This window comes from Colwellia asteriadis (genome assembly GCF_039523295.1).
Taxonomy (GTDB): Bacteria; Pseudomonadota; Gammaproteobacteria; order Enterobacterales; family Alteromonadaceae; genus Colwellia; species Colwellia asteriadis.
The window spans coordinates 234,867-256,048 of record NZ_BAAAFA010000009.1; the positions used below are offsets into that span (position 1 = coordinate 234,867).

Annotated in this window: 14 protein-coding genes; 5 read left to right on the forward strand and 9 right to left on the reverse strand. The window is 37.4% G+C overall.

Annotated features, from left to right (window positions below; genetic code table 11):
• Positions 1–180: 180 nt before the first annotated feature.
• Positions 181–1,005: a hypothetical protein gene (locus ABD005_RS14075; protein WP_343818201.1), complete on the reverse strand. Its 825-nt coding sequence runs from the start codon at positions 1,003–1,005 to the stop codon at positions 181–183.
• A gap of 237 nt (positions 1,006–1,242) precedes the next feature.
• Between ABD005_RS14075 and ABD005_RS14080 the strand changes: the two genes are divergently transcribed.
• Entirely contained in the window at positions 1,243–2,355 is a 1,113-nt protein-coding gene (locus ABD005_RS14080) for an efflux RND transporter periplasmic adaptor subunit (RefSeq protein WP_343818203.1), read from the forward strand.
• A gap of 5 nt (positions 2,356–2,360) precedes the next feature.
• Positions 2,361–5,483: an efflux RND transporter permease subunit gene (locus tag ABD005_RS14085; RefSeq protein WP_343818205.1), complete on the forward strand. Its 3,123-nt coding sequence runs from the start codon at positions 2,361–2,363 to the stop codon at positions 5,481–5,483.
• A 150-nt stretch (positions 5,484–5,633) separates the two neighbouring features.
• On the opposite strand, the gene pheA is transcribed toward ABD005_RS14085, so the two are convergent.
• Positions 5,634–6,809, reverse strand: coding sequence for a prephenate dehydratase (pheA, locus tag ABD005_RS14090; RefSeq protein ID WP_215979344.1), 1,176 nt, complete (start codon positions 6,807–6,809; stop codon positions 5,634–5,636).
• A 492-nt stretch (positions 6,810–7,301) separates the two neighbouring features.
• Between pheA and ABD005_RS14095 the strand changes: the two genes are divergently transcribed.
• Positions 7,302–9,392: a tetratricopeptide repeat-containing sensor histidine kinase gene (locus ABD005_RS14095; protein WP_343818206.1), complete on the forward strand. Its 2,091-nt coding sequence runs from the start codon at positions 7,302–7,304 to the stop codon at positions 9,390–9,392.
• Positions 9,393–9,395: 3 nt separating this feature from the next.
• On the opposite strand, the gene ABD005_RS14100 is transcribed toward ABD005_RS14095, so the two are convergent.
• From ABD005_RS14100 to ABD005_RS14130, 7 genes are all read right to left on the reverse strand, one after another.
• Positions 9,396–9,782, reverse strand: a complete 387-nt coding sequence (locus ABD005_RS14100) for an MAPEG family protein (RefSeq protein WP_343818208.1) — start codon at positions 9,780–9,782, stop codon at positions 9,396–9,398.
• 103 nt (positions 9,783–9,885) lie between these two features.
• A complete protein-coding gene (locus ABD005_RS14105) occupies positions 9,886–12,360 on the reverse strand; it encodes a penicillin acylase family protein (RefSeq protein WP_343818209.1) in 2,475 nt (824 codons plus the stop codon).
• 295 nt (positions 12,361–12,655) lie between these two features.
• Positions 12,656–13,114, reverse strand: a complete 459-nt coding sequence (locus ABD005_RS14110) for a hypothetical protein (RefSeq protein ID WP_215979340.1) — start codon at positions 13,112–13,114, stop codon at positions 12,656–12,658.
• Between the two features lie 274 nt (positions 13,115–13,388).
• Positions 13,389–15,593 (reverse strand): malate synthase G, encoded by a 2,205-nt coding sequence (locus tag ABD005_RS14115; RefSeq protein WP_343818211.1) that lies wholly within the window; start codon positions 15,591–15,593, stop codon positions 13,389–13,391.
• A gap of 510 nt (positions 15,594–16,103) precedes the next feature.
• A complete protein-coding gene (locus ABD005_RS14120) occupies positions 16,104–16,814 on the reverse strand; it encodes an LrgB family protein (protein WP_343818213.1) in 711 nt (236 codons plus the stop codon).
• Between the two features lies 1 nt (position 16,815).
• Positions 16,816–17,196, reverse strand: a complete 381-nt coding sequence (locus ABD005_RS14125) for a CidA/LrgA family protein (protein ID WP_215979337.1) — start codon at positions 17,194–17,196, stop codon at positions 16,816–16,818.
• A 109-nt stretch (positions 17,197–17,305) separates the two neighbouring features.
• The gene (locus ABD005_RS14130) at positions 17,306–18,253 is read right to left on the reverse strand and encodes a LysR family transcriptional regulator (RefSeq protein ID WP_215979336.1); all 948 of its coding nucleotides are present in this window, start codon (positions 18,251–18,253) and stop codon (positions 17,306–17,308) included.
• Between the two features lie 438 nt (positions 18,254–18,691).
• On the opposite strand from ABD005_RS14130, the gene ABD005_RS14135 reads away from it, so the two are divergent.
• Entirely contained in the window at positions 18,692–20,284 is a 1,593-nt protein-coding gene (locus ABD005_RS14135) for an isocitrate lyase (protein WP_215979335.1), read from the forward strand.
• Positions 20,285–20,541: 257 nt separating this feature from the next.
• Complete coding sequence (locus ABD005_RS14140; protein ID WP_343818216.1) at positions 20,542–20,850, forward strand: DUF1330 domain-containing protein; 309 nt, start codon at positions 20,542–20,544, stop codon at positions 20,848–20,850.
• The last annotated feature ends 332 nt before the right edge of the window (positions 20,851–21,182 follow it).

Consider the following 21,182-nt stretch of genomic DNA (forward strand, 5'->3'; position numbering starts at 1 on the left):
CTATAGCAAATATGAGTTAATGCTACTTGATCTAGGTTGTATAAGTGAAAGTTTATCAGGTAATTATTATAAGATTGTAACGTGTCTTAAAAGCGCCGTTAATTCTTAATTAAATAAGGTTTTTTTGTTTCAGCCCCTTTGACTCGGTGGTTAATTGGGGCTAAAACGATAGAGTACAAGCTATGGTTTCATGGCTTGTACTTTTTCTAATAAGCGTCTAAGTATTTCGCCGCCTACTTGATTACTGGCTAAACCATTTACATCGCCAACCTCACCTAAACTAACGCCTTTAAATGAGTACACCTTAGTTTGCTTATTTTGAGTAACGGTTAAGGTTAACTCATTAATAATAATAGCTTGTACAGCGATACGGGTTTTAGCTTTGCCTAATAGCTTATTTTGTTTTCTTTCTGCTTTTGAAGCAATAACGGCTTTGTTTACTTCTGTTTTTTCGTTTGGTGCTGTCGCTACATGTGACTTTTTAATAAGTTCAGCGTCTAACTCTGGGTGCTCTTTTGCGTAGAGTTTAGCTGCTACATTAGGGTAAAGCGCAGGGTAATCTTTAGCGAGTTGTAGTGTTACTAACTTATTTAAGTTAGCTATGTTGCTGGTACTGTTATCTCGAACCTCAAAGTTAACCGACACTTTATTTAAAGTTAACTGCTCCACGGTAATTATTTGGCTAGCACTTAAACCGCGAGTTAATTGCTGTGGCTGAGTGCTTTCTTGTGGACTGAGTAAAGCTGCACTAATTTTATCAATAATAAGTGCCTCTGATTGAGTGTAACCTTTTAAATTAGTAAGAGAAAATTGACTAAACAGCGCAATATTGGTTTCTGGTATATATTGAGCTTGACCGATACGCGTTTGTTGTCCGCTATAATAATGTCCTTGTAATATCACTTGGCTTCTCAAGTAATCATCTAATGAGCCTTTAGCTAGGTACCATAATATGGCACTTAAAAAGAGAAGTAATGAGAAAGCTAATACCGCTAATTTATTCAATGTTATTATTCCGTTTGCGTTCAATGGGCAGTATTTTAAGCTAAGTTACTGATGGGGTAAATGCTATTAACAGGTCTATCAGTTATAGTAGATAAGCTTTGTTAAGTTATGTTGTTTTTTTAAATTATTATGCAAAAAATAGTTATTTTAAGTAAGCAATATAAGTGGTCTTTTAAAGTGCAGTTTTAAATAGCTTAGCATTGTTCATATTCTTTTTTTCTTATTCGAGAGCTATGTATGTCAAATAATTCATCTGCAGGTAAGTCATCTTTGGCGAGTCGCATCCCTTTATTATTAATAACAGCAGTATTAGTTGGACTAATTATTTACTTACAATGGCCAGCGAGTGAGCAAGCGCAAAAAAGCTTTAAACGTGAAGTGCCAGTCAAAATGACGAAAGTAGTGTTGGCTGAATTTGTTGATAGTGTTGAAGCCGTTGGTACTGCTAGAGCAAATGAGCAGGTATTATTGACCAGTAAGTACTCTAATTTGATTGATGAAGTGTATTTTGAAGATGGTCAGGTAGTAAAAAAAGGAGATCTTCTGGTTAAGTTTACTAATCAAGAAGAGTTGGCCAAAGTAAGTGAGCTTGAGGCTAATTTATCAGAGTCTACCGCGCAATTAACACGACTATCTGAGTTGCTTACAAGTAAAGCTACGTCAAAGTCTATTGTTGATCAACAAACGGCCAAAACTAAAGCGATTGAAGCACAGTTAGTGAGTGCTCGTTCTAAAGTAGAAGAGTTGACGATTCGTGCTCCTTTTTCTGGGGTTTTAGGCTTTCGAGAAGTGAGCAGAGGCTCTTATATTAACGCTGGTAGCGTCATTACTAATTTAGATGACTTGTCTGTCATTAAAGTTGACTTCTTTTTACCTGAGCGTTTATTAACGCAGATTGTTATTGGGCAGAAAGTAAGTGCGTCAAATACAGCGTATAAAAACGAACAGTTTATTGGGGAAATAAGCGCAATAGATAGTCGTATCGACGCCAGTACTCGTATGATCAAAGTGCGTGCGAGCATTAAAAATGAACACCTTAAATTACGTCCTGGTATGTTACTTAGCATTGAGGTGTTATTAGCAACTGAAAATACATTACAGCTACCTGAAAGTGCCATTATTCCTATTGAAGATAAGCATTATGTTTTTGTGGTTATTGATAATAAAGCGGTACGTAAGGCTATTGTGTTAGGTAGAAGACACCCTGGCGTGGTTGAAGTCGCTTCTGGTTTGATTGAAGACGAAAATGTTGTTGTTGAAGGCGCGTTAAAGCTTAGAGATGGCGCAGCCGTGAAAGTGATTGGAGCTGTAGAAGATACAGCAACTGATACTAACGATAAAGGAGCGTAACCCTCGTGATATTATCTGATTTATCGGTAAAAAGGCCTGTTTTTGCAACGGTAATTAATTTATTAATTGTTACTTTTGGTATTGTGGCATTTATGATGCTACCGCTGCGAGAGTACCCTGATATTAACCCGCCAGTTGTTAATATTAGTACCAACTACCCAGGGGCTTCAGCAGCAATCGTTGAAACTAAAATTACACAATTACTCGAAGATAGAATTAGTGGTGTTGAAGGTATTAAAGCCATTAACTCTAATAGCCGAGTAGGGCGCTCAAATATCACTATAGAGTTTGAGCTAGACCGTGATATTGACGCGGCAACAAACGATGTGCGCGATAGAATTTCACGCGCGTTAAATAACCTACCAGAGCAAGCTGATCCACCTGAAGTTTCAAAAGCCAATGACGATGAAGACGTTATTGTTTGGTTTGTACTGCAAAGTGAAACCATGAGTTCACTTGAACTAACTGATTATGCTAATCGTTATATTGTTGATCGCTTTGCTGTGGTTGACGGTGTTGCTCGTATCAGAGTTGGTGGGGGCCGTACTTACGCCATGAAAATACGCTTAAACCGCATTGAAATGGCGGCGCGTAATATTACTGTAGACGATATCGAAAGCACTTTACGTAAAGAGAATATTGAATTACCTGCTGGGCGAATTGAATCAGTAGACCGTGATTTTTCTATTCGCGTAGAGCGTAGTTATTTAACTGAACAAGACTTCTCTCGTATGGTGGTTAGTCGCTCAAAAGATAACTCCTTAGTACGATTAGGCGAAGTCGCAGATGTTTTTGTTGGCGCGCAAGACGATGAAAACATGTTCCGTGGTAACGGGAAAAACATGGTGGGCTTGGGGGTTATCAAACAATCAACGGCTAATACCCTTGATGTTGTCAAATCAGCGCGCGAAGAAGTATTAGCTATTCGTAATGCTTTGCCTGTTGGTACCACAATCACTAATAGTTACGATAGCTCAGTGTTTATTCAAGGCTCTATTGACGAAGTTTATAACACCTTATTTATTGCAATGTTAATGGTGGTATTAGTTATTTTCCTTTTCTTAGGAAATGTTCGTGCAACGTTAATTCCTGCAGTGACAGTGCCTGTCGCGTTAATCGGCTCAATGATTGTATTATCTATGTTTGGTTTTTCTATTAACCTATTAACCTTGCTTGCTTTAGTACTTGCTATTGGTTTAGTGGTTGATGACGCCATTGTGGTACTTGAAAACATATACCGCCGTATAGAGAACGGACAAACGCCATTAATGGCAGCCTATGAAGGGGGGCGTGAAGTTGCCTTTGCGGTTATTGCGACCACGTTAGTGTTAGTCGCGGTTTTTGTACCGTTGGTCTTTTTGTCGGGTAATGTTGGTCGCTTATTTACCGAGTTTGCCATTGCCATTGCCGCGGCGGTTGTTTTTTCTAGCTTAACTGCTTTATCGTTAACACCGATGATGTGTTCTAAAATGCTAAAGCATCGTGAGCGAAGTTCATCTTTTGGTCAAAAACTAGATCGCGCTTTTAGTCGTTTTGAGGCATATTACGGCGGAGTATTAAAACACAGTATTCGCCAACCGTTGATGGTAGTGGTGATATTAGCGCTATCGCTTGCATCGGTATATTTTCTATTTAATAAGCTTCCTTCTGAATACACACCAAAAGAAGATCGTGGAAATTTCTTTTTGATTATGCAAAGTGCTGAAGGTGCAAGTTATGAAAATAATGTTGTCAATATGCAGAAAATAGAAAAGAAATTATTAGCTTATCAAGAAGAAGGCGAGTTAGAGCGAGTATTAGTACGTGTACCGGGTTTTGGTGGCTCAGGCGGAATTGCCATTGTAGGTTTACCTGAGTGGGATAAACGTAGTGTAGATACCTTTAGTTTTATCAATAAGATTAATAAAGATGTGCAAAGTATTACTGATGTGCGAGCTTTTGCTATTATGCGTCGAGGTATTGGCGGCGGTGGAAGTAATAACCCCGTTGAATTTGTTTTACAAGGTAATACTTTTAGTGAGCTAGCGCAGTGGCGTGACATTATCATTGATGCGGCACAAAAGAACCCTAAATTGGTTAATATTAATAGTGATTACAAAGAAACGTATCCGCAGCTTTTAGTGCAAATAGATAAAGACCGTGCTTATGATTTAGGAGTGTCGGTTGGCGATATAGCTAAAACCCTTGAAACTATGATGGGACAAAGGCGAGTTACTACCTTTGTTGATCGGGGTGAGGAATACGATGTGGTGATTGAAGGGGATGAACATCAATTTAAAAGCCCTGCCGATATTGACCATGTGTATGTGCGCTCAGCAACAACCAATAAACTTATTCCACTAGCGAACTTACTTACTATTGGTGAGAACGCTACAGCGTCAAGACTTAATCGCTATAATCGCTTACGTAGTATTACCATCACGGCGAGTTTGGCTGACGGTTATACATTAGGTGAAGCGTTAGACTTTTTAGTTGATGTTACTAAAGCGGAACTGCCTGAGCATGTGCAAATTGATTACAAAGGTGAGTCGTTACTACTTAAAGAGTCAGGCAGCTCTATCTTATTCGTGTTTTTATTAGCGTTACTCATTACCTATTTAGTGCTAGCAGCACAATTTGAAAGCTTTATACATCCATTAGTTATATTACTGACCGTACCTCTTGCATTAGTAGGGGCTTTGGCCGGATTAGAGTTTATGGGAATGAGCTTAAATATTTACAGCCAAATTGGTATTGTAATGCTTATTGGTTTGGCAGCTAAAAACGGTATTTTAATTGTTGAGTTTGCTAATCAATTACGTGATCAAGGTATTGCCTTTGAAGAAGCAATTGTTGGCGCTGCACAGCAACGACTACGCCCAATTGTCATGACCACCTTCACTACGGTTACCAGCGCTATTCCATTGGTATTAGCGGTTGGTCCAGGAGCTGAAAGTCGTATGGTCATAGGTGTTGTAATTTTTGCTGGCGTTTCATTAGCGAGTATCTTTACATTATTTATTGTACCAGGAGCTTATTACTGGCTATGTCGTAATACCGGATCGCCAGAGGCCATTGCCAATGAAATAGCTCAAATTGAGCAACAAACAGACTCAGCTCCAAACGATGCAAAGCCAGCTAAAGGTTAGCTTAGTACTTATTTAGAATTGATGTAGCATGAAGTCCATAAAAAAACCGTACTCTTTCAAGTACGGTTTTTTTATTTTAAGTAACCTGAATTCAGGTTAAGTAACTAAAGCAAAAAATAAAGCAAAAAATAAAGCTAAAAAATGAAGACGCTAGATCTCATCACTTGGCACATTGGTTGGGCTAATGTGCTCAATCGGGTAACAACCTAGCACTTTAATGAAGTTAGTGTGCTGAGTAATTGTGTTAATTGCTTCTTGTAAGGCAAAGCTCTTTAAATTAGCTTCTACATCAATGTAAAACATTTCTTCCCAAGGGCGACCTTGAATAGGACGAGACTCTAGTTTACACATATTAATGCCTTTTTCTTTTAACACTAATAAGCATTCAACCAATGCACCTGCTTTTTGTCCTGTCGCTAATATAAGCGCCGTTTTTGCAGGTATTTGTTCAGCAACTTCTACCGACTTACGTGCAACTAAAATAAAGCGAGAGTGATTTTCACGTTGATTAGCAATAGACTTCTCTAAAGCGTGTAATTGGTATAATTGCCCACCTTCTTCACTGCCAATAACCGCAATAGTTTCATCTTGTAATTCAGAAGCTTGCGCCATGGCATCAGCAGTACTGTCACAATACTCAATACGAATGTTTTTTTGCTTATCCAGAAAGTTACTACATTGTGCAAAAGGTTGACCATGCGCATAAATAGTACGGATTTTATCTAAACTGGTATTAACTGCCGTTAGTAAACAATGTTCAATTGGCTGAGTTATTTCACCTACTATAGATAAGTTAGTATGTTGTAGTAAGTCGTATACTTCATTGATGCTACCTGAGCTTGTATTTTCAATGGGTAGCATGCCGTAATCTACTTGACCTGATTCTACTTGTTGTAAAATATCCGCAAAATTTTGACAACCTGATTCAATAATTTTTTCAGCACGACGTGAGAAATAACGGTGACTAGCTAAGTAGCTATACGAGCCTTTATTCCCTAAAAAGGCAACACTAACCGTTGGTACTTGAATATTTGGATTCGCTAAGCTTTGTAAATATGCTTGTTGATTTAATACAGAGTCTTCAATAATAGTTTGAAACACACTGGTAACGTAATGGGCGTCTAAGCCTAAGGTTTTACCATGCTTAATTAAACGTACTAAAAGCTCTTGTTCACGCTGTTGATCACGTATTGGGCGTATTTGTTGTACTTTACTTTTAGCAACATTCAAGGTTAAGGCACGGCGCTTGGCAAAAAGCGTTAACAGCTCTTGATCTAACACGGTGATTTGTTGACGTATTTCGTTTAAGTCTAATATTTCGCTCACTTGCCTGCCTTTTATAAATGTAATGTCTGTAAGTGTGTTCTTATTCTTTCGAGCACCTATTATTTCGAGCACTTACTCTAGCTATCTTAGCTAAATAGTGTCAACAATTTCCTTATACCTTTTTATTAGGTGTTGTAGAAACTTTACGGTTGTTCTATTTAAAAGTAAGGTGAAAATAATAAGAATAGTTTCGGTATTACAATATTGTTTGACGATAAAAGAGCAAAAATAGTAGTTAATGCATTAACTGATCGACAAGCTGTGTCATATTTTGTACTTGCTTTATTTATTGTGTTTATGTGCAATAAAAGAAAGTGTTGGTATTTTTATTTTTCTATCTTTTTTTGTGAATATATTCGCAAAGAGTAGCTTATTTTTAACTATTAAGTAGGTTTGTTGACAATAAAGAGCAAAAATAATAGTTAACGTATTAACTGGTTGATAAGTATGTGTCATACTTTGTTTATTATATATATCGATTTAGTTGTATTTATGTACCAAAAAGCGTTGTTAGTACTTTTTATTTCTTTTATTTCTTTTGTTTCTTTTTTTTATATGTTCGCAAAGAGTAGTTTAGCTGAGCCTTTAAGTAGAACAGATCCATTAACTAAAAAAGAGTTTGAACAACTACAAAGCGATATTAGGCAGGCTTATGCTCGAGCACCGCATACTGCTTTAAAACAAGTTGAAGGTATTTTAGAAAAGGTGGCATTGGAGCCCAAACACTATATTGCCTTCTTAAACTATAAAGCTTGGTTTCAGCTCGACACTAACCAACTTTCAGAGGCTATGCGCACTTTAGTGCTTTATAAAAGCAAAGCTGATTCGCCAGAATTCCCAGGTTTGATGTATGGTTATTATAATATTTCCGGTGGTATTTATATTCAGTTAAATTTACATCAGCAGGCATTAGAGAGCCTTTTAGCGGCACTTGAACAAGCTAAAATCCTTAATAAAAGTTTGATTAATCAAACCTTAAACAATATAGGTAATGTTTATTTAGCCTTAAATAGGTTAGATGAAGCTGAGAAAGTATTTACCGACTATAGTGAGTATGCTGTAAGTGTTAACCAACCGCTTAGTGAAGTTATTGCGAAAAGAAACTTAGCAGAAACGCTATTTTTAAAACATGAACACCAAAAGGCAGAACAATTATTAATTGAGCTAATAACTCTGCAAAAAGAACATAATTTTAATCGCTACTTAGCTAAGTCTTACTTACTATTAGGGCAAGTTAAACAAGTAAAAAAAGCCTATGCTCTTGCTATAAACTATTATGGTCAATCTCTTGAACTGTTGACGAAGTTAAATATCCCTGATGAGATCATTGAGGTATATTTTAATCTAGCAAAAAATTATGCAGATATGGGAGATGATGAACAAGCTCAGCTATATATCGATAAAGTAGCAGCTCAAATTAACAGTGATACTAACTTAGTTTTTGTTTCAGAATTTTATCAATTTAAATCGACTTATTTGGAAGCTAAAGGGCATTATAAAAAAGCGATTAATGCCTATAAAAAACATAATGACGCACAAGCGCAGCTTATTAAGCGACAAGGCGATGTTAATCTCGCCAAAGCAATTGCAGAAATTGACTTAAAAGTTAAAGAAGCTGAAATTGCCGTATTGACTCGTGAAGCTCAACTAAAAGAGGCGAAAGCCAAAGCCTTTCAAAATTTATCGTTAGCTATTGCTACCTCTTTACTTGTCTTTTTGTTGGGCGGGTATTTTGCGATAGTTAGCATTCATAAAAAAAATAAGCGCTTAGCTGATGCGTTAAGCAAGTTAGAAAAAACACAAAAACACTTAATTGAGGCTGAAAAGGTCGCTTCATTAACGGTGCTTGTTTCAGGTATGGCGCACCAACTAAATACACCTATCGGCACTATAGTGACAGCCAACTCTATTTTAGAAGATAACTTACAGTCGGTTTCTCAACAATTTAGCGATAAAAAGCTTAGCGCTGCAAGTTTTAGCCAATTCATTGAAAGCTCACATAGTGCTAATCAATTAATTAGTAGTAATACTCAACGACTTGATCAAATGGTTAATGAGTTTAAAGCGCTTAATGTTTCGATTGAAGCTGATAAACCTTTATCTGAATTATCTTTACAAGCTTTTTTAACAGAGCGTATGACAATTTTGCAAGGTTACTTGGCTAAAAAAGTATCCTTTCAAATACAAGGTGATGAGGCAACTATAGTGACAGCTCCAACAATTCTTGGGGATGTTATAAAGACTTTGGTGATTAATGCTTATGAACATGGCTTTAAAGATGTTGAGCAAGCCGCTATTGCTATTGATATTAAACGAGATTTAAATACGGTGACTATTGCTTTTCAAGATAACGGTAGTGGCATTGATAGCGCTATTTTAAAAGATATTTTTGTGCCTTTTTACTCGACTAACATAGGCGGAAACCATTTAGGCTTAGGGCTTAATGTGGTTTTTAATGCCGTTAAATATAACTTGTTTGGGGATATTTTTGCTGAGCCATGTCAGCAAGGAGCACGATTTATTATTACATTACCTATTGATGCATCGAGTGCTGCACAGCAGCACAGAGTTGAAACGATATAGCGTTTAGGGAATACATAAATAAACAATGGCAAAACTACAGCCTGTTGCTATTGCCCAAACAATTGAGCGCAATAAGCCAATATTAAGTAAATATAAAATATTATAAGCGATACGCGCAACCACATGAGTAATTGCTAGCGTGGTAATAACATAGCCGGTATTGAATGTTGAAATTGCTAGCAGCACCGCAGGCGCAAAAATAATTAACGACTCAAAAGCATTTTGGTGCGCGGCTAAAGCACGCGCACCAAAACCTGTTAGTTGGCTCTGCTGCTCTCTTGGGTGATTGTTGTTATAGCCACCAAGTTTGGCCATGGCATAGGCGACAGGTCCTTTGGCAATAAAAGGCAATAATAGTGCGATAAACAAGCAAGCAATTAATATAGTCATAGTTATCCTTATGTGGTTCTTTCTTTGGTATTCACTTGGCTTACACCTCGAGCTTTAGGCTTACCTTAATTGTTCAGAGCTTAATAACAGTACGTTTTTTACTTTAATAACTCAAGAGTGTTAAGGTGTACTTCGTTTTTCCGGGTAAGAAACTAGATGGATTGCCTTGCTCCCAGTCTTTATGACCCATACCATAATAAGTGCTCCAAGGGTGTCCAGCTTGGCTGGTTGGCATATGGAAAATGCCCTGTTCTTCATGACCAGGAGATACCACCATACGCTGTGACGCCCCAAAAGATTTTCCTTGTACTTTTGGCATATAACTGTCGCCAGATAAAGCTTTTTCGGGCATATCTAACCAGTAACCTAATATAGGTACGGCCTTACTTAATGGATGCTGTATGTTAGTGGTATTTTGTTGTCCCCATGTGGCAGCAAGTAACGACTGTGTTGAACCATTTTCTAACTGGGTCATATCAGTAAAGGTTTGCTGTAATGCTTTAGTAAATAACGCTGACCAACTTTCTTCAGGAAGCATCAAAAAATTATCAGGCTTTTCGGTTATTAGTTGCCATAACGGTGTTTCTATTTGATGGCGAATAGTGTTGAAGCTATAACTTGGATCAATGGCAAGTAAACTATCGTTTAAACGTGAAAATACTTGATCTCGAATAGTTAGTCTAAAGTTACGTACTAAGCGATAAGCAACAGAGTCAGTATTTGCACTTAAGTTACTATCGCGAATTAATAGTGCTTTTATTTGAGCAAAGTCATTATGTTGTGCGAGTGCCTCATCGGTTAACACTTTGTCGAGTATAAACTGATGCCAGCGTTTTAAAAATAGTGCTCTGTCATCTAAAGCAATAGCGAGTAACGCAGGTTCATCAAATGTGTTTAAAGAAAATAAATTATCTTTAATTTGCTGAGCACGAGCACCTAGTGCATAGCCGCCATTACCTATTTTTTGTAGATTTTCGCCACCAACCACACGTGAGTTCGCAGTCCATAAACGATTACTTTTTGGGTTTTTAATACGAGGGTAATCGTTTGGCGCTAAATAGCCCTGCCAGTGATTACTGCTTTTTGACCATGAACTAGGCACTTCACCGGTGCTTTCTCCTCGTTTAGGAATGGGGCCCATAATAGTCCAGCCGATATTGCCTGAGCTATCGCCCACCATCATGTTCTGCGAAGGAATGCCTGAGCGAGCTGCTACATCAAAAGCTTGATCAATATTTTCACTTAATTCTAATGCGGTAGCGTAAAAGTTAATGGCTTGCCTGTCATGAGCGACCCAACGATATGCCAGTAAGTTACCTTGATGATCTTTACCAATAACTGGCCCCCAAATAGTTTCTTTAATATTTATTTCTTGTGCGGGTTTACCCTTAATGGCAATCACTTGTTTATGGTAGGTAAAATCTTTATAGCCGTCGGGAGTGAGGTACTGTTTGCCATTTTTATTAGCTTGCAGGGTAATAACGTCATTAAAGTCGCCATAGCTGTTAGTAAATCCCCATGCAATATGGGTATTACTACCGATAACCATATTAGGGGTGCCTGGTAACGTTGCCCCAGTAATTTTTACTAACTTACCTAAATGTGAATACTCAAAAACTGCGCGAAACCAAGTGTTCGGCACGCTAATACCTAAGTGCATATCATTGGCGATAATAGCGCTACCAGATTGGCTAATATCTCCTGAAACAGCCCAGTTATTAGAGCCTGGAAATTCATCATCTTGGTATTTATCATTATTGCTTGCTGCTAATAGTTTATTGCTAGTTTCGGAAAATGCTTCTAGTGAGTTAATAGAGTCAAGTAATGGGTTGTTAAAAAGATTATTTGCGGTAGCTGATGGCCAAGGCAGAGTTGGTAAAGGTGCTGGAGCATAGTTTGTGCCATCGATGGTAGCGTCCCACTGGCTACCCTTAGGGTTTAAAAAGTTATAGACTTGAGATGAAAGTACACTGTTAAGTAATCCTAACGTGCGTTCTCGTTTACCGTCTTGGGACTGTAAATCAAGGTACATACTAAAAATAGTTAATACCGAGTCTTCTTCGCTCCATTGCACAGGCGCCTGCTGTAATAATAAGTACTCAAAAGGGTCAGCACGTAGTGCTGATAAACCACGATTAACGCCACGAGTATAACCTTTAAGCAGTGCTAATTGATCATCAGGAAGTTGGCTGACTATGGTGCGGGCGCGATCTCTAAAACGATGACGCCTGACAGATTTGTCATAGTTAAGTGCTATTTCACCAAATAAGCTGGCTAGCTCTCCTGCAGAGTTTCGTCGCAACAAATCCATTTGAAAAAAGCGCTCTTGTGCGTGAATAAAGCCAGTTGCTACGGCAATATCGACACGGTTTTTAGCTTTAATCGTAGGAATACCTTGTTTATCTCTTTCAACAGTAACAACGTCAGATAAACCAAAAACGGTACTTTTTCCTGTAAGTTGTGCTAAAGCGCCATCAACTCGGCTATATAACCAAGTGCCTAATGTTGCTACGGCTAATGTTAAGATGAGCATTAGCGCTAAGGTTATTCTAGTTATTATTGTTGTGAATTTTTTCATTATTATTTGAGTAACTTGTCGTATATATGGTGATTAGATGCTTGCGGGTTACCGCTAAGCTTTATCTAAGGTACCGCTTAAGGTATAGAGTACCTGAAAATTAGGAGTTGAGTAAATTGATTCAGTAATTGAATTACCTAAATTGCTTAAATGTTAACGATAGTGCGAAGGGCTGGGGAGGGGCATTAACGACAAACCATTCATTGTTAATGATTGGTTTATATTTAAACAGCATATTAGTTATTTATGATAACTACGTAGAGTTTAGGTTGATTTTATTAAAATATTATATATGTTAGCAGCTTTTATCTTTGTTGTTTTTAGTGGTGCCAGCATTGTTATCTGTATTTTTATCACGTGAGAAAAAAGATAAAAACTGCTGTAACTTATCATTGAACATCATTGTTGTTTCAAAAAAGGTATTACGTTTTTTTTTGCTGTTAACCATTGAAAACTCATTACCTTCAATAATAGGTTGGCTATTTAATATTAGAGTTGCTGAAAGGCTATGTTTAAAACCAGAAGACAATGTGCTAAGTGCTAGTGTTGGACGGCTATCTCCTAAAGTATAACGATAAACCTTAAGGTGTAAGGTTGATCGTAAACCATTGTTAATCATGTTTTGATCAATCTCAGGTTTTTGTAGCTTTAGAGAGGGAGAGTGTAATACCGGTTGAGCAAGCGCAGGTAAAATAGTTACCGCTAATATCAGTGCGGCGATACAATTTATTAATAAAAGTTTACTGTATTTCATTGTTTGAATCCTTTAAAACAGAGGTCACGCTTATTACTGCAATTTAAAACCCGAATATTTTAAGCGATTACAAAAAAATTACAATTGTTACTATGTATTTTGACTATAGATATATTGTTACAAAAATACTATTGGATTGAGGTAGGTTGTCGATTAATTCAGTTCAGTAACTGGGCTATGCTTATACAAACAAAAAGTACAAACAAAAAAAGCAGCCACTTACGAGGTTGGGAGTCGTAAATGGCTACTTTGCTTTTGTTGAAATACCTTACCGCTAAGCGCTTTTTTTAGCTAGCCTAAATTGGTGTAAAAGTGGCTCGGTATAACCATTAGGTTGTTGCACACCTTGAAATATTAAAGCCGATGCAGCTTGAAAGGCAATGTTATGTTCAAGGTTAATGCTCATGGCTTGATAGTTTTTATCATGCTGATTTTGTTGATCAACAACTTTTGCCATTTTTACTAAGCTAGCCTTTACCTGTGCTTTAGTACAAACCTTGTGTTGTAGCCAATTAGCAATATGTTGACTTGAAATACGTAAAGTTGCTCTATCTTCCATTAAACCAACGTTGTTAATATCTGGAACCTTTGAACAGCCAACCCCTTGATCTATCCAACGTACAACATAGCCTAAAATTCCTTGAATATTATTATCAAGTTCAGCGGTTATTTCTGTTTCACTCCAAGTCGGGTCACTTGCTAAAGGAATCGTTAAAATATCGTCTATATTGGCGCGCTGACGCAATTTCAGTTGCTCTTGCAAATCAAATACATTCACTTGATGATAATGTAAGGCATGTAAAGTGGCCGCTGTTGGTGATGGTACCCACGCGGTATTAGCTCCTGCGTTAACATGACCTATTTTAGTAGCAAGCATGTTGGCCATTTGCTCAGGAATAGGCCACATACCTTTACCTATTTGAGCCTTCTGACTAAAACCACACTGCAGGCCCACATCAACGTTATTGTCTTCATAAGCGCTGATCCATGGCGTATTTTTTATATCCGCCTTACGCGCCATTGGACCGGCCATCATCGAAGTATGTATCTCATCGCCTGTTCTATCTAAAAAGCCTGTATTGATAAATACCACACGCTCTTTAGCGGCAAAAATGCAGTTTTTTAAGTTAATACTGGTACGGCGCTCTTCATCCATAATGCCCATTTTTATCGTATTTTTAGGCAGATTTAAAATACCTTCAACTCGTGAGAATAATGTGTTGGCAAAGGCGACTTCATCAGGGCCGTGCATTTTAGGTTTTACAATGTAAATTGAAGCTTCTTGGCTATTGCGATATTTTCCGTTGCCTTGAATGTCATGTAATGCAATTAATGAAGTGATCATCGCGTCCATAATACCTTCGGGAACTTCATTACCGTTAGCGTCAATAATGGCATTATTTGTCATTAAATGGCCAACATTACGCACGAACATTAAACTGCGACCTTTTAAGGTTTTAGTGTTACCTGATAGTGTTTGATAGTGACGGTCGTCATTCATACAGCGGGTAAATTGTTGGCCATTTTTGTTCATATCACACGATAAAGTGCCATTCATTAACCCTAACCAGTTTCGATAAGCGATAACTTTATCTTCACCGTCAACCGCTGCAACGGAGTCTTCACAGTCCATAATGGTGGTCAGGGCTGACTCAAGGAGTACGTCACTTAAGCCAGAGGGATCTGTTTTACCAATAACACTATCTCTATCAAACACTAGCTCTAAATGTAAACCGTTATGTTTAAAAGCAAGGCTACTGGGTTGATTAATACTGCCAGTAAAACCAATGAAAGCATCATTGTTAACTAAAGTGCTTTGTTTACCGTTAGGTAAACTAACAACCAGTTGTTGCTCATTTAAATGATAACCTAGTACTTCTTCGTGCTTACCTTGGTTTAACGGTAAAATGTGGTTAAGGTAAGCTTTGGCGTAATTGATAACTCGCTGACCACGAGTGGGGTTATAACTCGCTGTTTTTTTAGCACCCTCATCTTCATTAATGGCATCGCTGCCATATAAAGCATCATACAAACTTCCCCAGCGAGCATTTACCGCATTTAAGGCAAAGCGGGCATTCATAATAGGTACCACCAGTTGCGGACCTGCTATGGTGGCTAGTTCACTATCAACATGATCGGTAGTAATCGAGAAATCTTTTACACTAGGTAATAAATAATTAATTTCTAAAAGAAATTTTTTGTAATTTTCAAAGCTAAATTTTTCGGCAAAATTATCTTGATGCCATTGATCTATTTTAGCTTGCAAGGCGTCACGCTTAGCTAGTAACTTGGCGTTTTCGCCGCTTAAGTCTTCAATAAGATATGCAAAACCTTGCCAAAAGTGGCTAGATGAAATACCTGTGCCAACTAAGGCTTCACTTTCAATAAACTCGAATAAACACTCATTAACCGTTAAGCCATTAACCATCACGGTATTACTTACTGCTGTGCTTTCTTTTAACTTTGTTGCTTGTGACATAAGCCCCTCGATATATTTATTGGCTGTGAATAACCATAATCAACACGCAATAATACGGGTATGAGAACGACTATTGAACCGTTAGGTATCGTTAATGGAAGTTTTTTGATTGTTGCTATGAAAGCTTCCACTTAATGTTCTATATAAAACAATCCTAAGGAGGAAAGCGCGTTATGGCAATAGCACTAACAGACTGAAAAAAAATAAAACAACAACCTTTCCGTTGAGTCAGTATGGTTGTTTTATATTAGTTATTGAAATAAAAGAATAAAAAATTAAAGGTGTCACTTTTTATTTCATGTGTTTATCAATATTTCACTTTATGATAACTACTATTCATAACGTGAATGCTAGTTTTGTTTTTATAGAAAACAGAAATATTAATCAAAGAGTAAAGAGTAAAGAAGAAAGAGGTAGCTGAAGTAATCTTAAAAAGACAGGCTTAGTCAGAAGCTAGTCTATACGAGCGAACAAATAACAATAGCTATACATGGAAGTATTAATAACTATTTAGCTGTAAAACTGCTGCATAAGAGGAATCAACCAAGGGCTGATTAACGCGGTTAACAAGGCTGAAAAAATTAGCGCGACCGAGCTGTAAGCTGCGTGCTCGGCGCTTATTTTAGCCAGTACTGCAGTACCAATAACATGGCTAGCGCTACCAATAGCTAAGCCTTGGGCTTTAACTGAGTTAACGCCAATAAAGTGTAACCAGCGAGGACCGAGTAAAGCGCCGCTAAAGCCGGCAATCATTATCGCAAAAGCGGTAATTGAACTATCACCAGCTTCTTGCTCGGTTAGGGCGATACCAATAGGGGTTGTCACCGACTTTAAGGAAAGCGCTACTGCAATTTCAGGGATAGCAATAAGCGCCATCGTTGCAAAAAAGCTGATGATAATAACAATAACGATACCTAATGAAAGAATAGCGAGGATCTCCTTCCAGTGGTATTTGACGTTTCTTAACTGTAAGTATAACGGAAAGCCTAAAGCGACAATCGCGGGTTCAAGCATAAAGTTAAGTAACTGAGTTGCTTGCATGTATTGCTGATAATTTATATTAGCGGAGACTAAAATAGGTGCTAGTACAGTAATGGTTACTAGCATTGGGTTTAGTAAAATAGATTGCCACTTTTGCTGGGCATAAGTGGCTATTTGATAAATAATTAAACTGGCTAATGTGAGCACTATACTGGCGAGTAATTGTTCTTGAGACATCATGTTATTGATTACTTATTGTTGCGCTAGTTGAGTTTTTTTCCACGAGAAAGCGTTCACTTAACCAGCCAATTAAGGTCAGAAGAATAAAAGTAGAAATAAATATAATACCAATTAAGGCAACGCCATGCTGCTTTATTAAATCAAAATGATTAATAATACCAATACCTGCAGGAACAAAACACACGCCCATGTGCTTTACTAACCACAAGTTAACTTGGCTGACTTTATTGGCATCAAACCAATTTAATTGCAGAAAAACGCAGTAAAAAATCATGCCATACAAACTCGCTGGCAGACCTGATATTAAGGCGTGAGTGAGCTTACCTAACGCTAAACTAAAAGCAATCGCAAACAGGGTGTAACAAAAATTTTTAACCGTCATGTATTTTTCATAATAAATTGTAGTTTCACGGTAGGGCTATGTTCCATATAGATCCTTTGTCGAGGTCTTACTTCATTTTGAGCAATAGACGGTTATTATTTTACACTATTTAATGTAACTCTTGGCACTTTTTAGCGGCAGCTATGACTAATTGCCTAAACCAAACATGGCTTGCATCATGATGCAGTAAAGGGCTCCAGATCATTTTTAATTCAATATCAGGAATATCAAAAGGCGGCTTTACAATAATAAAACTACTATCATTTTTGTGTAACATCGCCGCTTTTGTCGGCAATGTAGCAATTAAGTTATCTTCATAAGCCAACTGCATTGCAACATGGTAATTGCGGGTAAATACTTTAATGTCTCGCTTTTTACCTAAACGCGCTAGGGCCTCATCAACCCAGCCTAATTTTTGTACATCTTTTGGATCCATACCTACGCCAACACCAAAACCAGTTTTTGAAACCCAAACATGTTTAGCGCCTAGGTAAGTGTTTAAGTTAAATTTACTTACCACAGGGTTATCAGCACTGAGTAAGCAAGAAAAGGTGTCGCGCCAAATTGCTTTTTGATGAAATGATTGTGGTAATTCATCAAAGCGATTAATCGCCATATCAATTTTACCCGCCTCTACGTCATGAAAGGTAACATCACTGGGAGTCATGATATCTAAAGTAATATTAGGGGCGACTTGATTTAACTGTTTAAGTAATGGTGGTATTAAGGTTGAAGCCGCATAATCGCTCGCCATAATCCTAAAAACACGTTGGCTATTGTGCTCACTAAACTCTTCTTCACCTTGTAACGTTTCTTCAAGCTCTAATAATATTTTTCTAATATTTGGCGCTAGAGTACGTGCTCGTTCAGTTGGTACCATACCGTCTGAGGTTCTCACCAAGATAGGATCATTAAAGAGTGTTCTTAGTCTTTTTAAGCCATTACTCATCGCTGGCTGAGTAATGTTTAATTGACTTGCTGCGCGAGTTACATTTTTTTCGCGTAGCAAAACATCTAAATAAATGAGTAAATTCAGATCAATTTTAGAAATATTCATAAAATCTATGGCTCTCTTATTTTATATAATAAAAATAGATATAAGCTAAACAGCAATAGACTTCAATGCGCCATTAGTCGTAAACAACCGAAAATAAATCTAAATAACCCGAGTTCAGCACCTAAAAGCAGTCTATACCTGTTCTGTGTATTAATTAACATTAACTTCACCGTCAACATTATTTTGAGTTTACTGCGGATAAGACTTTTTATCTATTCATAATGTGAATGATGGTAATAGTTATTATATATTTTATAAATGTTGGTGTATTGGTTTATTGTTTTTGTTGTCAGGTGTGAAAGCTTACATTTTACTATTCAGTTTTGACGGGGTTATCACCTCGATAATATATCAAACGGAACGCGTAAAATCATGGCTCGAGTGCCCAAATTACACAACATTATAAAGAAGAATACCTAACCACCTTTGGAGAGCGTTATGTCTAATTATCAAAGTGCAATTGAAGCAGTACAAGCAATTAAAGAACAAGCAGGTAACTCATGGGGTGCTATCAACCCTGAGTCAGTAGCGCGTATGCGTGCTCAAAACCATTTTAAAAATGGTTTAGCAATTGCGCAATACACTGCGGATATTATGCGTGCCGATATGGATAATTATGATCGAGACAGTTCTCAATACACGCAATCTTTAGGTTGTTGGCATGGTTTTATTGGTCAGCAAAAAATGATTTCGATTAAAAAACACTTTAATAATACCGATCGCCGTTATTTATACCTTTCAGGTTGGATGGTTGCTGCACTGCGTAGTGAATTTGGTCCATTACCTGATCAATCAATGCATGAAAAAACCTCAGTGGCTAGCTTAATTGGTGAGCTTTATACTTTTTTACGTCAAGCTGATGCCCGTGAATTAGGTGGTTTATTTCGTGAGTTGGATAATGCAAAAGCGGCAGGAAACACCGCAGAGGTAGCAGCTGTTCAAGATAAAATTGATAATCATGTAACTCATGTAGTACCAATTATTGCTGATATTGATGCAGGTTTTGGTAATGCGGAGGCCACCTATTTAATGGCCAAGCAAATGATTGAAGCAGGTGCTTGTTGTATTCAAATTGAAAACCAAGTGTCAGATGAAAAACAGTGTGGCCACCAAGATGGCAAAGTGACCGTACCTCATGAAGACTTTTTAGCAAAAATTAATGCGGTGCGTTATGCGTTTCTTGAGTTAGGTATTGATAACGGCATTATTGTTGCGCGTACCGATTCATTAGGCGCTGGCTTAACTAAACAAATAGCGGTAACCAAAACTCCTGGTGATTTAGGCGACCAATATAATGCTTTCTTAGATTGCGATGAAATATCACCTGAAGAGTTAGGTAATGGTGATGTGGTTATTAAACAAAATGGCAAATTAATGCGCCCGAAACGTTTAGCCAGTAATTTATTCCAATTTAAACAAGGTACTGGTGAAGCGCGTTGTGTACTTGACTGTATTACCTCATTACAAAATGGTGCGGATTTAATTTGGATTGAAACGGAAAAACCGCATATTGGTCAAATCGGCGCAATGGTTAATGCCATTCGTGAAGTAGTACCGAATGCTAAATTAGTTTACAACAATTCACCATCATTCAACTGGACCTTAAACTTCCGTCAACAAGCTTATGATGCCATGGTAGAAGCGGGTCAAGACGTATCAAACTATGTTCGAGACGACTTAATGAATGTTGATTACGATACTACTGAGCTTGCGGTACTGGCTGATGAGCGTATTCGTACATTCCAAGCTGATGCGGCTAAAGAAGCGGGTATTTTCCATCATTTAATTACACTGCCAACGTACCATACCGCGGCATTATCTACTGATAATTTAGCGAAGGAATACTTCGGTGAACAAGGCATGTTAGGTTATGTTAAAAATGTACAGCGCCAAGAAATTCGCCAAGGTATTGCCTGTGTTAAACACCAGAATATGTCTGGCTCAGACATTGGTGATGATCATAAAGAATACTTCTCAGGTGATGCTGCGCTAAAAGCATCAGGCAAAGATAATACCATGAACCAATTCTAACCTTGCTTTAGCAAGTTAATGATTAGGATTTATTTACTGAAAGGTACTTACTGAAAGGTATTTGTTGAAAGGCATTTACTAGAGATTATTAAATAAAATTTTGGTGAAGTAACAGCGATTACAGTTTTCTGTAATCGCTTTTTTATGCATCAAATAGTCATAAGAATAATAAGAGAAAGGTAAGAGGATGCTTACTTAATAAACCTAAAGAATGTAACATTCGTCATGATATTTTAACTGCATTAAAGGGAGTACATATGGCATTTGAACGTATAATGGGACTTGAAGTTATTGATGATAAGGAATATCAATATTACCGAGAAGCGATGGAACCACTGCTTAAAAGGTTTGGAGGGGCATTTGGTTATGACTTTAAAGTAGCTGAAGTGTTACGTACTAAAACGGTCGATAATATTAATCGCGTATTTACTATTACTTTTCCATCTGAGCAAGTCATGACAGATTTTTTCGCTAACCCTGAATACTTAGTAATAAAGCAGAAGCACTTTCATTCAAGTGTAAAAAGCACCACCACTATTGCTTTACATGAAACACATGATGAGTAAGAGATACTTAAAAGTGTTACTAAAATAACGCTGTTATCAGGTTAGGTAGCGTTTTTTGTACTATAAGCCAAGCAAGTAAGAGAATGCCTATTGAAATTGCCAGGACTAATAACCTACTTTCTAAAAAGCTTATAAATAGAGCTTTATTGAAAATAAAAATAGTGGTCCTAAAAATTTAACCAGTGACGAAAAAGGAGCATAAATGCCAATGCCAGTCAGTTAAGCTGACTGGCATTTTTCTTTTTATGGGGATACTTGGATGGTTTAGGTTTAACCCATCGGGGATATTTTCTATCTTCTCGGCGAGTCGGAAGCTTAAATAAGAGTAGCGT